Source organism: Jiella avicenniae, from assembly GCF_021390325.1.
Classification (GTDB): domain Bacteria; phylum Pseudomonadota; class Alphaproteobacteria; order Rhizobiales; family Rhizobiaceae; genus Jiella; species Jiella avicenniae.
In genome coordinates this window covers 41,849-56,023 of sequence record NZ_JAJUWU010000026.1, presented here as the reverse complement: position 1 = coordinate 56,023, position 14,175 = coordinate 41,849, and the positions used below count along the sequence as shown (strand labels likewise).

The following is a 14,175-nucleotide window of genomic DNA, read 5'->3' as shown; positions in this document are numbered from 1 at the left end:
GGCGCATGGACGAGCGGAGGGGCTCGGCGCCCGTCAGGCGCGAAACGAGGACGCCCCGCGCCGCTCGACCCGCCCGGCGAGCCGGCGCAGTCGCGCGGGGTCGGCGGAGGCGTCCGCCACGGCGGCGACGCGCGCCCAGGCGGCGCGGTAGGCGAGCGACGCGGTCGCCTCCATGAAGTCGTAGGCGTCGGCATCGGGAGACGCGGCGGTGGCAGCGGCCACCTTCGACCACGCCTCGGCGGCCTCGGCGAGACCGTCGTTTTCGGCGACGAAATTCGCGAAGGCGCGCATCCCCGCTCCGCCGTTCAGGGTCAGCGAGCGGGTCGCCGTGGTGCGGGCATGAATGCCGCTGGTGCCCTCGTAGATCGAGCAGATGCGCGCGTCGCGCCAGTTCTGTTCGGCGCCGTATTCCTTGAGATAGCCGTAGCCGCCCATCACCTGGATCGCGAGATCGGCGGCGCGGATGCCGGCTTCCGAGCAGAAATACTTGCAGACCGGCGTCATGAACTCGACGAAATCCGGTTGGTCGCCCTTTTCCAGCGCGACGAGCGTGATGTGGCAGAGCGCCCGGCCGCCGATCGCCAGCGCGTCGCATTCGTCGATCATGCGGGCGACGTCGGGATGGGCGTCGATGGTCGCGGGGGCGCCGTCGGGCCCGCGCCCCTGCCGCCGCTCCGCCGCATAGGCCTTTGCGAGATCGGAGGCGCGGGCGGCATGGGCGACGCCCTGGAGCGCGACGTCGAGCCGGGCGTGGTTCATCATCGTGAACATCGCCCTCAGCCCGCCGCCTTCCTCCCCGAGCAATTCGGCATGGGCGCCATCGAAGGCGAGCTGGCAGGTGGGCGAGGCGTGAAGCCCCATCTTCTCCTCGATCCGCGTGACCGAGACACCGTTGCGCGTACCGTCCGGCCGTTCGGCCGGGCAGGCAAAAAGGCTGAGGCCCCTGACGCCCTCTTCCGCCGCGCCGGTCCGGGCAAGCACGAGATGCAGGATGCCCTCGCTCATGTCCTGGTCGCCGCCGGAGATGAAGATCTTTTCCCCGTCGAGCCGCCAGCCTTCCCCGTCCCGAACCGCCTTGGTGCGGATGGCCGAAAGATCGGACCCCGCTCCGGGCTCGGTCAGCGCCATGGTCGAAAGCCAGCGCCCTTCGGCAAGCAGCGGCAGCCAGGCCTCGCGCTGGGCCTCTGTTCCGAAACGCTTCAAGGTGCTGATCGCACCCGGCACCAGGCCCGTCACCATCTGCAGCGAATGGTTCGCGCCGGTGAAGATCTCGCTCACCGCCGCGAGCACGGCGCCACTCAAACCCTGCCCGCCATAGGCTTCCGGCGCGACGAGCCCCTGCCAGCCCTGTTCGGCGAGCTCGCGATAGACCTCGACGAAGCCCTCCGGCATCCGCACCCGGCCGTTCTCCAGCCGGCAGCCTTCCGCATCCCCCACCGCGTCGAGCGGCGCGATCCGCTCCTCGGCGAAGGCGGCGAAATAGCCGACGATCTCGCCGGCCAGCTCGTCGTCCCAGTCGGGCAGCGTATCGGCGCGCGCCACATGGCGCAGCGAGAATAGAATGTCGTCGGTCGGAGCGTTGACACGGGCCATCGGATTCCCGGACGTTTCAGAAATGGATCGCGCGACGCTCAGGAAACGCCCAGGAGCCGCATGGCGTTTTCCTTCAGGATCAGCGGACGCACCTCGTCCTTGAAGTCCGCCTTCTCGAAGGCTCCGAGCCACTTGTCGGGCGCGATCATCGGCCAGTCGGAGCCGAACAGCATCTTCTTCTTCAACAGGCTGTTGGCATAGCGCACGAGGATCGGCGGGAAGTATTTCGGCGACCAGCCGGAGAGGTCGATATAGACGTTCGGCTTGTGCTGGGCGACGGCGAGCGCCTCTTCCTGCCAGGGAAAGCTCGGATGGGCGGCGATGATGCTCATGTCCGGGAAGTCGACCGCCACGTCGTCGAGATACATCGGGTTGGAATATTTCAGCCGCATCCCGTTGCCCGAGCGCATGCCCGAGCCGACGCCGGTCTGGCCGGTGTGGAACAGCGCCACGCAGCGATGTTCGGCCAAGACCTCGTAGAAGGGATAGGCCATCCGGTCGTTCGGATAGAACCCCTGCATGGTCGGGTGGAACTTGAAGCCCTTGACGCCGTGCTCCTCGATCAGCCGGCGCGCCTCGCGCACCGCCATCTTGCCCTTCCACGGATCGATCGAGGCAAAGGGGATCAGGATGTCGTCGTTCTTTTTGACGAGTTCGAGGACTTCGTCGTTGGAATAGCGGCGATAGCCGGTCTCGCGCTCGGCATCGACGGGGAAGATCACCGCCGCGATGTTGCGCTCGCGGTAATAGGCGGCCGTCTCCTCGATCGTCGGGGGGTGATTCCAGGGGGCGCCGAAATACTGCGCCATCGTCGACTGCAAGTCGTCATAGCCGTCGTCGGAATGGCAGCCGCAGGGCTCTTCGGCATGGGTGTGGATGTCGATCGCGCGAACGGAAGAGAAATCGACCATGGTTTCCTCCTTGGAGCATTTTCAGCGAAGGTTGCAGACTTTCGCGCTCGCGAAAATGCGTATTATCAATATCTTAGAGCGCATTAGCCGACTTCGAATTCGATCGATGCGCTCTAGACCCGGATCAGCGCCGGATCGTCATTGTCGTAGAGCCGCTCCAGAAGGTCGGCGCGGCGGGTGAGGATCTTGTTGACGTTGAGCGAGCCCTTGTCGGTGACCTCCTGCCCCTCGACGGAGGGCGGCTCGGCCAGGATCAGCGCGCGGGTGATACGCTTGGCCGAGCCCGACGTGCCGGCATTCATGGCCCGCAACCGCTCCTCGATCGACGCCATCAGATGCGGCTCGGTCACCGCGCCGCCGCTGGTGTTCTCGTCGCTCGCGGTGCCCGGCGCCGGGAAGACGAAGAGCCCGACCTCGCCCCGGTCGTGGCCGCAGATCACCACGTCCTGCACGAGACCCGACAGCTCGGTCAGAACCTTCAGGCGCAGCGCGCCCGCCTGGACCCAGGTGCCGGTGTCGAGCTTGAAGTCCTCCGAGACGCGGCCGTCGAAGGTCAGGCCCTTGTCGGCGTCATCGATGTCGACGAAGCGCACGGCATCGCCGGTGATGAAATAGCCCTCTTCGTCGAAGGCCTTCTTCGTGCGCTCTTCGTCCTCGTAGTAGCCGGGCATGATGTTCGGACCCTTCACGCGGATCTCGCAGCGCATGTCGTCGTCAGGGATCAGCTTCACCTCGACACCCGGCACCGGGACGCCGATGACGCCGGAGCGGCCGATCGGCTCGTGGACCATCAGCACCGAGGGGGCGGTTTCGGTCAGCCCCCAGCTCGAGATCATCAGCGGCAGCGCGCCGCGCACTTCCAGCGCGTATCGTTCCAACCGGTCCCAGACCTTCTGGGGCAGCGAAGCGCCGGCATAGAAGAGAAGATCGAGATCCTTGAAATAGGCCTGCCGCAGCGCCTCGTCCGACTCCATCGCGTCGGCGAGCATGGAAAAGCCGATCGGCACGTTGAAGGCGAGCGTTCCGGCACGCTCGCGCTGGTTCTTCGCCGTCGTCGCGAAGCCCTTGCCCGTCGGCTTGCCGGCGTCGATCACCAGCGTGCCGCCACAGCGCAGCATCATATTGACGTTGTGGCTGCCGCCGAAGACGTGATTCCAGGGCAGCCAGTCGGTGATCGCCTGGTGCCGCTTGTCGAGAAACGGCATCGAGGCGGCCAACTGTTCCTGGTTGACGCACATCATCCGGTGCGTCGTCATCACGCCCTTGGGGTCCGACGACGAGCCGGAGGTGAAGAGGATCTTCGCCAGAGTGTCCGGCCCGACCTTGGCGTGGGCGGCGTCCACATCGGCGTCGGCGCCGGCGAGGAGATCGGCAAAGGGCGTCACGGCGCGCGGCGCGCCTTCCGTCGTCGCCGCGACCACCTCGACGTCCTTCAGTTCCGGAAGCGCCAGTGCCTCGGCATAGCGTCCCGCATCGTCGACGAAGGCGAGCTTCGGCCTGGCCTTGCCGAGCACGTAGATCAGGCGCGGATGGGCCTCGGTGATCAGCGAATACTGCTCTGCGAGCGGCACGACCGGCACGCCCACATATTGCGCACCGAGCGACAGGATCAGATGGTCGAGCCCGTTGCCCGAGAGGATCGCGATCGTATCGCCCTGCGTAAGCCCCCGCGCCACCAGCGATGCGCCGACCGCGCGCACCTCTTGAAGAAGCTCGCGATAGGTCACCTCGCGCCAGCCCTCGCCGTCCTTCGCCCGTTCGGCGACGGCCACCTGGCCGGGAGCCTCCTCGGCCCAGCGATGCAGCCAGGTGCCGGTGTTCGGCGCGAACTCGCCCAAGGGGTAATCCGAGCGAAGCAGGATCGTCCCGTCCTCGCGATTCTCGCGGATCACCTTGTGAGGCCGGCACTCGACGGCGGTGTTTTCCCGCGCCCAGGCGGCGTGGTCGCCGGCTTGCTGCGGTGGGATCCGGGTCTCTTGGGTCATCGTTTCTCCTCCTTTCCGACGGTCAGCGGAATTTCGGCATGCGCTTTTCGAGAAAGGCCTTGAGCCCTTCCTCGGCATCCGGCGTCGTCTGGACGAGGGCGGCGGCGAGGCTTTCGGTGAACAGGCCTTCGGCGCGCGGCATGTCGGCGATCCGCGTCAGCGCCTGCACCATGAAGTAGTTCGACATGGGCGCGTTCTCGGCGATCTTGGCGGCGAGTTCGCGCGCCAAGGGCAGGGCCTCGCCCTCGCCGACGCTATAGTGCGCAAGGCCGAGCCTCAGACCTTCTTCGGCGCCGTATTTGCGGCCCGTCAGCATCATCTCGACCATGCGGTCGGCTCCGAGAATCCGCCCGACCCGCACCGTCGCGCCGCCGCCGACGAAGATGCCGCGTCGCCCTTCGGGAAGCTGGAAGATCACCGAGGGCTCGGCGATCCTCACATGGGTGGCGGTGGCAAGCTCCAGCCCGCCGCCGATCACCGCGCCGGTCATGGCGCTGACGGTCACCTTGCCGCCGAGCTGGATCAGATCCATCACCCGGTGCCAGTTGCGCGAATGGTGGACACCGGCCTCGGCCGAGCGCGAGACGTGTTCGGCGAGGTCGAGGCCCGAGCAGAAATGCCCCCCGCGACCATGCAGGATGATGACGCGCACATCGGCGGGCAGGCCCGCATAGAACGCCTCGATCTCGGCCATCAGGCCGTCCGACATGGCGTTGCGCTTCTCGACGCGGATCAGTTCGAGTTCGGCGATCTGGCCGTCGATCCGGCCCTCTGTGTACTGCTTCGTGCTCATTTCGGTGCCAATCTGACGGCGCTGTCGATGCGGATCGTCTCGCCGTTCAACAAGGGGTTTTCCACGATCTGCTGGACCAGCATCGCATATTCGTCGGGCCGCCCGAGGCGCGAGGGGAAGGGCAGGCCCTTCTCGATCGCGGCCTTGACTTCGGCGTCGAGGCCACCGGCCATGGGGGTTTCGAAAAGGCCCGGCGCGATCGTCATCACGCGGATGCCGAAGCGGGCGAGTTCGCGCGCCGCAGGCAGCGTCATCGAGGCGATGCCGCCCTTGGAGGCCGCATAGGCCGCCTGCCCGATCTGTCCGTCCTGATAGGCGACGGATGCCGTGTTCACGATGACGCCCCGCGCTCCGTCGTCGTCCATCGGGTCGAGCGCCGCCATCGCCCGCGCCGCAACGCTCATGATCACATAGGAGCCGATGAGATTGACCTTGATCGTCCGCTCGAAGAGGTCGATCGAAAGGCTCCCGTCACGCGGCAGGATGCGCGCCGCCGTGCCGATCCCGGCGCAGTTGACGACGATCCGCGGCGCATGGCCGAGCGCCTCGGCGGCTTGCGAGAATGCCGCCTCGACCGCCTCGGCATCCGTCACGTCCGCGACGGCCGCGAACCCGCCGATTTCGCCGGCGACGCGCTTCGCCCCCTCGCCGTCCCGGTCGACCACCGCGACCTTCGCCCCGTTCGCCGCGAGCCGTCTGGCGGTCGCTTCGCCGAGGCCGCTTCCGCCGCCCGAGACAAGCGCGATTTCTCCTTCGATCCTCATGCTGCCCCCTTTAGAAAAATCCGTGCGTCAAAAGCATGATCACGACCAGGACGAGATCGGCGGCGAGGAACGGCACGATCCCCGCGAAGACCTGTTCCAGCCGCACGTGATCGCGCGCGACGGAGTGGATGACGAAGACGTTGAGCCCCACCGGCGGCGTGATCATTCCGATCTCGAGGAGTTTCGCGACCAGAATACCGAACCAGACGAGATCGACCTGATGGGACCCGATCAGGGGCAGGAAGAGCGGCAATGTCAGGAGCAGCGCGCCGATCGGCTCCAGGAACATGCCGAGAAGCAGATAGATGACCGTGATGATCGCGAGGAGCCCGAAGGTGCCGAGGCCGAGCCCCTCGACGAACTGGCTGATCTCCATCGACAGGCCGGACATCGCCACGAGCCGGGTGAAGAGGTTCGCGCCGATCGCGATGATGAAGAGCGCACCCGAGGCGAGCAGCGTGTCGACCAGGCTCTCGCGCAAGCCCTGCCAGCCGAGCGAGCGGCGGGCGAAAGCGATGACGAGCGCCATGAAGGCCCCGAAGGCGCCGGCCTCGGTGGCGGTGAAGAAGCCGGCGAAGAGCCCGCCGAGCACCGCCACGATCAGGACGAGAACCGGCCAGATTTCCAGCGTCTTCCTCCAGCGATCGGCCATGTCGTAGCCGGTCGAGCGCTGCATGCGATCGGGATGGCGCAGCCAGAAGATCAAGACCGCCGCGACATAGAAGGCGAGCGAGGCGAGCCCGACGAACAGACCACCGAGAAACAGCGAGTTGATCGAGACGTTCGCCTGGATGCCGAAGAGGATCAGGATGATCGAGGGCGGGATCAGCGCGCCGATCGTGCCGCCGGCGGCGACCGATCCCGTCGCGATCCTCAGATCGTAGCCCTGGCGCGCCATTTCGGGGATGGCGATGCGCCCGATCGCCGCCGAACAGGCGACGGACGAGCCAGAAACGGCGGCGAAACCGCCCGCCCCGGCGAGCGACGCGATGGCGAGCCCGCCCGGCATCCAGCCCCACCAGACCCGCGCGGCCTCGAAGAGACCCCGCGTCAGACCCGAATGATAGGCGACATAGCCCATCAGCAGGAACATCGGGATCGAGCTCAGGGTCCAGCTCGCCGAGGAGGAATAGGGAATGGTCGAGACCATGCTGAAGGCCGGACGGAAGCCGGCGATCGCCCAGATGCCCGAAAAGGAAACGAGGATCAGGCTGACCCCGATCGGCACGCGCAGCGCGATCAGGACGAGGACGGCCGCGAGCGCGATCAATCCAATGGTGACGGGTTCCATCAGCGCGTCTCCGGTCCGAGGCCCTGGACCTCTTCGCTCGGATCGTGATCGCCCTCGACGAAGCGTCCGGTCAGAAGTTCGACGAGCCGGATGACCATGATGGCCTCCATCAGCGCGAAGGATACCGGCAGGATCCAGTAGCTCGGCCAGGTGGGAAAGCGCATCGTGCCCACATCGAGATAGGCGCCGCGCGCGCTCTGGATCATCGCTTCGTTGAAGGAGCCCCAGATCAGGAGGCCGAAGACGACGAGCCCGGCGAGAAAGCCGAGGAAGAAGACCGCGGTCTTCGCCGCTCCCGTCAGGCCGTGGGTGAAGATCGTCGCCTCGATGTGGCGGCGGTCGATCTCGGTCATCGCCAGCGGCAGGAAGCTGACCGCGACCATGTAGTAGCGCCCCACGAGATCGGCCGTCGCCGGAAAGACGATACCGACGAAGCTGCGCAGGAAGACGTCGACCACGACCTGCAGCATCATCGCGACGAGGACCGCCGAACCGATGGCAAGACTGATCCTTCCGATCCAGACTTCAGCCTGGCGCATGTTGTCCTCCCTGGTCGCCGGCGCGTTCGATCAATCCGGAACGCGACCCGCGCAATTCCTCCGGGAAGCGCCTGAGGCGGCGCCTTTTTCTTTCGTTCGGGTGGCTCGGGCGAGGACGAGATTCAGCCCTCCTCGCCCGAGGTGGCGTCATTGGCCGTAGGTGCTCATGTCGAGCTTGGCGAAGATCTCGTTGTAGCGAAGCTCGCCCAGTTCCTCGGCGCTCATGTCCTCGGTAACCAGGCCCTGCCACTTCTCGACCAGGGCACGGTAGCGATCGACCTTGGACTGGGCGTCGGTCACGCCGCGCTCTTCGAGGATCTTGGCCGCGCGGGCGACATGCGCCTCGATGAACTCTTTTCTGGCCTTTTCCAGGCTCTCGTCGGCTTCGATGAACTCGACGCCGTCGACGTCGCGGGCGGCCTCGGCGTCTTTCTGCATGCCCTTCAGCCCCTTGGCGATGCCGTATTGCGATGCGCGGGCCAGGGCCGCGCGGGTTTCGGCATCCATGCGGCTCCACAAGATCTGGCTCGCCGTGGTGACGGCCGCACCGTTGAAGACGCCGAGTTTCACCTCGGTGACGTAGTCGATCGCGTCACCCAGCCGGTTGGCGATGATCTCGTGATCGGCGCTGAAGGTGCCGTCGATGACACCCTGGCTGAGGGATTCGAAGAGTTCCGAGGACGGCAGCTGGACGGCGGCACCGCCCTGTTCCTCGATGAAGGTCGCATAGAGCGGCGCGCCGGTGCGGATGCGCATGCCCTGGAGATCGGCGGCGCTGCGAACCGGCTTCACCGTCAGGAGATTGTAGGGGGGCGTCGCATCCGTGCCGAGATAGACTTGGCCGTTTTCGGCGAACTCGGCCTGGCACTCTTCACAGGTCGCGATGTATTCGGTCACCGCCGAGGAGATGGCGAGGTTGCCCTCGCCCAGGACCGAGAGCTCGGAGGGCATGGCCGCCTCGGGAAACTGCGCCGGGAAATAGGGCATCAAGAGCGCGCCGAATTCGGTGACGCCGTCGCGCAGCGCCGAGCTCATCTCATTGGGGGCGACGAGGCCGGACGGGGTGTCCTGGAGGTCCCATTCGCCATTGGTGAATTCCTGAAGCCGCTTGTTGATCTCCGGATAGATCGCGTTCGCGATCGGATGCGACGGGCCGAAGCCGGAGGTTGCCCGGATCGTGTCGGCCGATGCGCCGGTGGCGGCGATCAACGCCGCAACCGCGACGGTTTTCGCAAGAAGTCTCGTCATGCCTTCCTCCCTGTTGGCCGCACGGACGTCCCATCGTCGGCGGCTTAATCCTTGGTTGCGGCCCCTTCCGCTTCGATCCTGTTCAGCAAGCGGACCAGGGTCGCCTGTTCCTCCTCGCTCAGGACCGAGACGAGCCGGCCTTCGAATTCCGCGATCGCTCGGGCTGCCGCCTTCTGCACCTCGCCGCCTCTCGCCGTCATCGTCAGCGCGAAGCGCCGGCGATCGGTTTCGAGGCGCTCGCGCGAGACGAGATCGCGCGACATCAGATCGTCGATGACCGCGACCACGTTCGAGCGCTCCATCCCGAGCAGCACCGCCAGTTGCGAGGGCGTGATGCCGGGATTGGTGCCGATGATCGACAGCGCGGTGAAGGAAAGGACGCGAAGCTCGAACGGCGCCAGAGCAGCCTGGGCGGCGCCCTGAACCCTGATGTAGGCGCGCTTGATGTTGTAGCCGACGAAACCGCGCATGCCCTCGTCGTCGACGGCCTCGCGAAGCTCGACCGGGCCCGAAGTTTCGCGCTCGCTCACCACGTCGTCTCCTCCTGACGCCATCCATAGCCCACAATATGATTATGGTCCATAACTTTTATTCTTCATAACTAAATTCGTGATCCGTCACGGCCTGTCACGCCGACGCTTTGCAGCGACCGGTGCGGATGCTATATGTAGGTAAATACCTACAAGAGACGGTCATGATCATTACGACGTTGACGAGCCGCGATCTGAACCAGGATGTCAGCCGCGCCAAGAAAGCCGCGAAGGATGGGCCGGTCGTCATCACCGACCGGGGCAAGCCGTCTCACGTCCTGATGACATATGCCGAATTCGAGCGCCTGGCCGGCAAGCATCGCGATCTCACCGTATCCCTGGCCATGCCGGGATTGTCGGACATCGACTTTGCGCCGGAGCGCGCCGGCATCGCCCCGCGCGAGATCGATCTGGCTTGACCTATCTCCTCGACGCCAACGTCATTTCCGAGCTTCGCAAGCTGGGCGACGGGAAAGCCGACGCCAAGGTGGCCGGCTGGATCGGCGCCCGGGACGCGACGCGGTTTTTCATCTCCGCGATCACCATTCTCGAACTGGAGCGGGGCGTCCTGAGCGTCCAACGGCGCGACGCGGCGCAAGGCGGGAGATTGCGATCCTGGCTCGACGGCCGTGTCCGTCCTGAATTTGACGGACGCATCCTGCCCGTCGACGATGCGGTGGCGACGCGCTGCGCCCAACTCCATGTGCCCGACCGCCGCAATGAAGCCGACGCCCTCATCGCCGCGACCGCCCTGGTGCATGACCTCAGCGTCGTCACCCGCAATGTGAGTGATTTCGAGGGGGCCGGCGTGGTCGTCATCGATCCGTGGCAGGATTGAGCTGGCATCGCCCGCACGGCGAAACGAGCTCAAAGACGCCGATAGGCCGCTTCGGATTGACCGGAACGACCTATCGACTATCCACGTCTAGTTGGTGCGCTCGACGTAACCGTCCGGCAACTGACCGGGAGCTTGGCTGATGACCTCGTCGTTGTCGGCGCCGCGCTGCTCCATGAAGGTGATCTCGGCGAACTCGGAGATGATGACGAACGGATAGGACGGGCCTTCATCGCGGAAGCGCTGCATGTCCTCGATGAACTCGTTCTGATAGCAGATCGTCTTTTCGGGATGGCCGCCGTCTCCCGCGATCCACTGCGGGAAGAAGATGGTGCCGTGAATCAGACGGCGGCCCAGATCGAAGTAGAGGCTGACGGAGGTGCCGGTGGGCTCGTGCCAGTCCACCTTGAACATCTTCCCGGCCAGTCTTACCAGCGTCATCGGCTGGTCGGTCACCCAACGGCCTCCGACCAGGCCATGGTGAATGCGATAATCGCAGGAGGTCTCGCTGCGCGCATACCACTCGTATTTCCAGCCGTTGGCGTAGGTATAGATGAAGTGGAGGCCGACGAAGTCCGAGAAGTCCTGGTCGGGCTCGCCGGAGTTGGCGTGATCGGTCATGACACGATTCCTTCGATGAATGGGGAAATTAGGTCCGACGGATGGCGTCGAGGCTCCATGGGCCTGCACCGGCCGCTGCGAGATAGAGGAACACGAAGCAAAACAGGATGGCCGCCTCGCCACCGTTGACACCGGGAAAGAAGCCCTGCGGCGCATGGGCGATGAAATAGGCGAAAGCCATCTCGCCCGACAGCAGGAAGGCGACGGGACGCGTGAAGAGGCCCGCGACGATCGCGATGCCGCCGACGAACTCCAACACGCCGGCAAGGCCGAACAGGCTGAACAGCGCCACCTGTCCGGGCTGTGCGCCCTCGGGGAAGCCGAACAGCTTGACGATGCCGTGGGCGAGGAAGAGAAGGCCCACGACGATCCGCAGCACGGAAAGAAGGCTCGGCGCCAAGGCGGCGATTTTGGACGAAGGCGAAGACGTGTCGTTCATGATCGTTCCCGACGTTGAAATTTTGGTGGGGCGGGTCGGCGCCCGTAAGCCATGGAGCGGCGTGTCGAGCGATGCGGGCGTCGCCGCTCAATAGCCGACGGTGAACCGCTGTCGGCGATGCGCCGGCGCTTCGATCTCGTCGGCGAGCGCGACGGCGAAATCCTCGAACGAGATGCTGCTGCCCTCGTCGCCGACGAGGAGTTCGTCGCCGCCCAGACGGAAACGACCGGTCCGCTCGCCGGGGACGAACGCGGCCGACGGCGACAGGAAGGTCCAGTCGAGCTCCGGCTCGGCTCGCAGCAGATCGAGGAAGGCGACGCCCCCCAGCGCTTCGGGCTTGTAGGCATCGGGAAAGTCCGGCGTGTCGACCAGCCGCATGCCGGGACCCACTTCCAGGCTGCCGGCGCCGCCGACCACGAGGTAGCGTTCGGGCCTCGCCGCCTTCACGGCCGCGATCAGGGCGGGCGCGTCGGTTTGCGCGAAACGCAGCGCACTCACCACGACGTCGTGACCGGCGATCGCGTCGGTCAGTCCGGCCGTATCGTTGATGTCGGCGGCCATGGAGACGACGCCGGGGAGCGACGCGATCCGCGCAGGGCCCCGGGCGATGGCCGTGATGGCATGCCCGCGATCGGACAGCTCCTTCAAAATGCGCGAACCGGCATTGCCGGACGCGCCGATCAGCGCGATCTTCATGTCATCGTTCCTCTGGGTTGTATGGTTCAATCGAAGCGGAAACCGGAGATCGCGGTTTCGAGGACGTGCTCGCCATAGATTTTCGTTCCGGCCGCGTCCCCTGCCGCACCAGCCGCCACCATCAGCGGGAGAAGGTGCTCCGCCTCGGGATGGGCGAACCGGGCAGCCGGTGCTTCCCCCCACTGTTCAAGCGCCCGAGCACGCGCTTCGCCGCGCAGCTCCATCGTGTCGGTCAGCCATGCATCGAAGGCTTCGGACGGGGCAGTGGAGCGAGGGTCGCCGTAGCCGCGCATGTTGTGGAAGCTCATGCCGGAGCCGACGATCAGCACGCCTTCGTCGCGCAGCGGCGCGAGCGCCTGCCCGGCAGCGACGTTGAGCGCCGGATCGAGCGATCGCTCGACCGACATCTCCACCACCGGGATCGCGGCGGACGGAAAGGCGACCATCAGCGGAACGAACGCACCGTGATCGAGTCCACGCTCCGGATCGACGTGAGCGGCGAGGCCTGCATCTTTCAGCAATCCCGTTGCCCGCTTCGCCAGTTCGGGAGCGCCCGGCGCGTCATAGCGCAACTGGTAGGTATGCGGGGGAAAGCCGTAATAATCGTAGATGAGGCCGGGCGCGGAAGTGCCCGTCAAGGCGAAGCCCTCTGTCTCCCAATGACCGGAGACGACGAGGATCGCTTTCGGCGTCTCGGGCAGGCGATCAGGCAGACTGCGGAGAAACGCTGCCATGCCGGCCCATGTGCCGCGCGGATCGTCCATGAAGAAGCATGGCCCGCCGCCATGGGGAATGAACAGCGCCGGCTGCCGGTGGGTGGTGAATGGCTCGTTGGTCATGGTCTTTTCCTCTGCCCGTGAATATGGACCCCTTCGTCAGCCGTGATAATGCAGCCCCTGCAAGGAACAGTTTTGCATGGGAGTAGGAAATGGCGGATCGGCTGGCCGGACTGGAGGTGTTCGTGCGCGCGATACGGACGGGCAGCCTGTCTGCGGCCGCTCGTGGGCTGCGGATGTCGCCCGCCATGGCCGCGCGCCATCTCGAGGCGCTCGAGGCAAGGCTCGGCACCACGCTCGTGCGGCGCACGACGCGGCGGCTGTCGCTGACCGAGGCGGGCGCGGCATTTCTCGAGCGCGCCGAGCGGCTCTTGGCGGACCTCGCCGAGGCGGAAGCCGAGGCGTCGGCGCGCACGGTGCTGGTCGAGGGGCTGGTTCGCGTCTCGGCGCCCGCCGCGTTCGGCGCGCTGCATCTTGCGTCCCTCATGCCGGGCTTCGCCGCGCGGCATCCGGGCGTCAGGATCGAGCTGGGTCTGAACGACCGCACCGTCGACCTTCTGGAAGAGCGGTGGGACATGGCCGTGCGGATCGGGCGGCTTGCCGACAGCGGCCTTCTCGCCCGCAAGCTCGCCGATGTTCGCCTCGTGGTCTGCGCCGCACCGGACTATCTGCGTCGGAAAGGCGTGCCTCGTTCCGTGGCCGAGCTCCGCGACCACGACTGCCTGAGCTACACCTTGTCGGATACGGCCTCGGACAGGGTCTGGCGGTTCGGCCGCGACGGCGAAATCCGCGTGCCGGTCGCGGGCTCGCTCGCCGCCGACAACGGCGACGCGCTGGTGACCGCCGCCATCGGCGGGCAAGGCATCGTCTACGGTCCGCGCTTCATCGCTGCGAACGCCCTCGCCAATGGACGGCTCGTGGAGATCGCGCTCGACCGCCCGCTCGCCGACATGGGCGCGATCCACGCGATCACGCATCCGACCAGACGGCCGACCGCTAAGGTTCGCGCCTGGATCGACTATCTGGCGGCCTGCCTGAAGGACCGATCGCAGGACTGGTGACCGCGACGTCAGGTCTCCTCCGATCCCTGGACGGGACCGGCGAACCCCGCATCAATGACGGTTCGGTCGTGACGGGGTTGCAAGCGGGCTGCC

General features: G+C 66.2%; 16 protein-coding genes. 3 read left to right on the top strand and 13 right to left on the bottom strand.

What is annotated here, in order from left to right; translation table 11 throughout:
- Positions 1 to 33: 33 nt before the first annotated feature.
- The 9 genes from LZD57_RS21755 to LZD57_RS21715 all read right to left on the bottom strand — a co-directional run bounded on the left by LZD57_RS21755 (position 34) and on the right by LZD57_RS21715 (position 9,654).
- A complete protein-coding gene (locus tag LZD57_RS21755) occupies positions 34 to 1,593 on the bottom strand; it encodes an acyl-CoA dehydrogenase family protein (protein WP_233721692.1) in 1,560 nt (519 codons plus the stop codon).
- Positions 1,594 to 1,631: 38 nt separating this feature from the next.
- The gene (locus tag LZD57_RS21750) at positions 1,632 to 2,504 is read right to left on the bottom strand and encodes an amidohydrolase family protein (RefSeq protein ID WP_233721691.1); all 873 of its coding nucleotides are present in this window, start codon (positions 2,502 to 2,504) and stop codon (positions 1,632 to 1,634) included.
- Between the two features lie 113 nt (positions 2,505 to 2,617).
- On the bottom strand, positions 2,618 to 4,489 hold the full coding sequence (locus LZD57_RS21745; protein WP_233721690.1) for a feruloyl-CoA synthase: 1,872 nt from the start codon (positions 4,487 to 4,489) through the stop codon (positions 2,618 to 2,620).
- A 22-nt stretch (positions 4,490 to 4,511) separates the two neighbouring features.
- Positions 4,512 to 5,282 carry a crotonase/enoyl-CoA hydratase family protein gene (locus tag LZD57_RS21740; protein ID WP_233721689.1) on the bottom strand — a complete coding sequence of 257 codons (771 nt, stop codon included), beginning with the start codon at positions 5,280 to 5,282 and terminating at the stop codon, positions 4,512 to 4,514.
- On the bottom strand, positions 5,279 to 6,046 hold the full coding sequence (locus LZD57_RS21735) for an SDR family NAD(P)-dependent oxidoreductase (RefSeq protein WP_233721688.1): 768 nt from the start codon (positions 6,044 to 6,046) through the stop codon (positions 5,279 to 5,281). The genes LZD57_RS21740 and LZD57_RS21735 overlap by 4 nt, the downstream gene beginning before the upstream one ends.
- A 10-nt stretch (positions 6,047 to 6,056) precedes the next feature.
- Positions 6,057 to 7,337 (bottom strand): TRAP transporter large permease, encoded by a 1,281-nt coding sequence (locus LZD57_RS21730; protein ID WP_233721687.1) that lies wholly within the window; start codon positions 7,335 to 7,337, stop codon positions 6,057 to 6,059.
- Complete coding sequence (locus LZD57_RS21725; protein ID WP_233721686.1) at positions 7,337 to 7,876, bottom strand: TRAP transporter small permease; 540 nt, start codon at positions 7,874 to 7,876, stop codon at positions 7,337 to 7,339. The genes LZD57_RS21730 and LZD57_RS21725 overlap by 1 nt, the downstream gene beginning before the upstream one ends.
- Positions 7,877 to 8,023: 147 nt before the next feature.
- Positions 8,024 to 9,124 carry a C4-dicarboxylate TRAP transporter substrate-binding protein gene (locus LZD57_RS21720; RefSeq protein WP_233721685.1) on the bottom strand — a complete coding sequence of 367 codons (1,101 nt, stop codon included), beginning with the start codon at positions 9,122 to 9,124 and terminating at the stop codon, positions 8,024 to 8,026.
- A gap of 44 nt (positions 9,125 to 9,168) precedes the next feature.
- Entirely contained in the window at positions 9,169 to 9,654 is a 486-nt protein-coding gene (locus LZD57_RS21715) for a MarR family winged helix-turn-helix transcriptional regulator (protein ID WP_233721684.1), read from the bottom strand.
- A 164-nt stretch (positions 9,655 to 9,818) separates the two neighbouring features.
- Between LZD57_RS21715 and LZD57_RS21710 the strand changes: the two genes are divergently transcribed.
- Together LZD57_RS21710 and LZD57_RS21705 are read left to right on the top strand one after the other, a co-directional pair.
- Entirely contained in the window at positions 9,819 to 10,073 is a 255-nt protein-coding gene (locus tag LZD57_RS21710) for a type II toxin-antitoxin system prevent-host-death family antitoxin (protein WP_233721717.1), read from the top strand.
- A complete protein-coding gene (locus tag LZD57_RS21705; RefSeq protein WP_233721683.1) occupies positions 10,070 to 10,492 on the top strand; it encodes a type II toxin-antitoxin system VapC family toxin in 423 nt (140 codons plus the stop codon). Before LZD57_RS21710 ends, LZD57_RS21705 begins: the two co-directional genes overlap by 4 nt.
- A gap of 87 nt (positions 10,493 to 10,579) precedes the next feature.
- On the opposite strand, the gene LZD57_RS21700 is transcribed toward LZD57_RS21705, so the two are convergent.
- From LZD57_RS21700 to LZD57_RS21685, 4 genes are all read right to left on the bottom strand, one after another.
- Positions 10,580 to 11,110, bottom strand: coding sequence for a phenolic acid decarboxylase (locus LZD57_RS21700; protein ID WP_233721682.1), 531 nt, complete (start codon positions 11,108 to 11,110; stop codon positions 10,580 to 10,582).
- 28 nt (positions 11,111 to 11,138) lie between these two features.
- Positions 11,139 to 11,549, bottom strand: a complete 411-nt coding sequence (locus LZD57_RS21695; protein WP_233721681.1) for a DoxX family protein — start codon at positions 11,547 to 11,549, stop codon at positions 11,139 to 11,141.
- Positions 11,550 to 11,636: 87 nt separating this feature from the next.
- Positions 11,637 to 12,245, bottom strand: coding sequence for an NAD(P)-dependent oxidoreductase (locus LZD57_RS21690; protein WP_233721680.1), 609 nt, complete (start codon positions 12,243 to 12,245; stop codon positions 11,637 to 11,639).
- Between the two features lie 26 nt (positions 12,246 to 12,271).
- The gene (locus LZD57_RS21685) at positions 12,272 to 13,084 is read right to left on the bottom strand and encodes a DODA-type extradiol aromatic ring-opening family dioxygenase (RefSeq protein WP_255700094.1); all 813 of its coding nucleotides are present in this window, start codon (positions 13,082 to 13,084) and stop codon (positions 12,272 to 12,274) included.
- A gap of 89 nt (positions 13,085 to 13,173) precedes the next feature.
- Here LZD57_RS21685 and LZD57_RS21680 point away from each other — a divergent pair, with 89 nt between their 5' ends.
- Entirely contained in the window at positions 13,174 to 14,082 is a 909-nt protein-coding gene (locus LZD57_RS21680) for a LysR family transcriptional regulator (RefSeq protein ID WP_233721678.1), read from the top strand.
- The last annotated feature ends 93 nt before the right edge of the window (positions 14,083 to 14,175 follow it).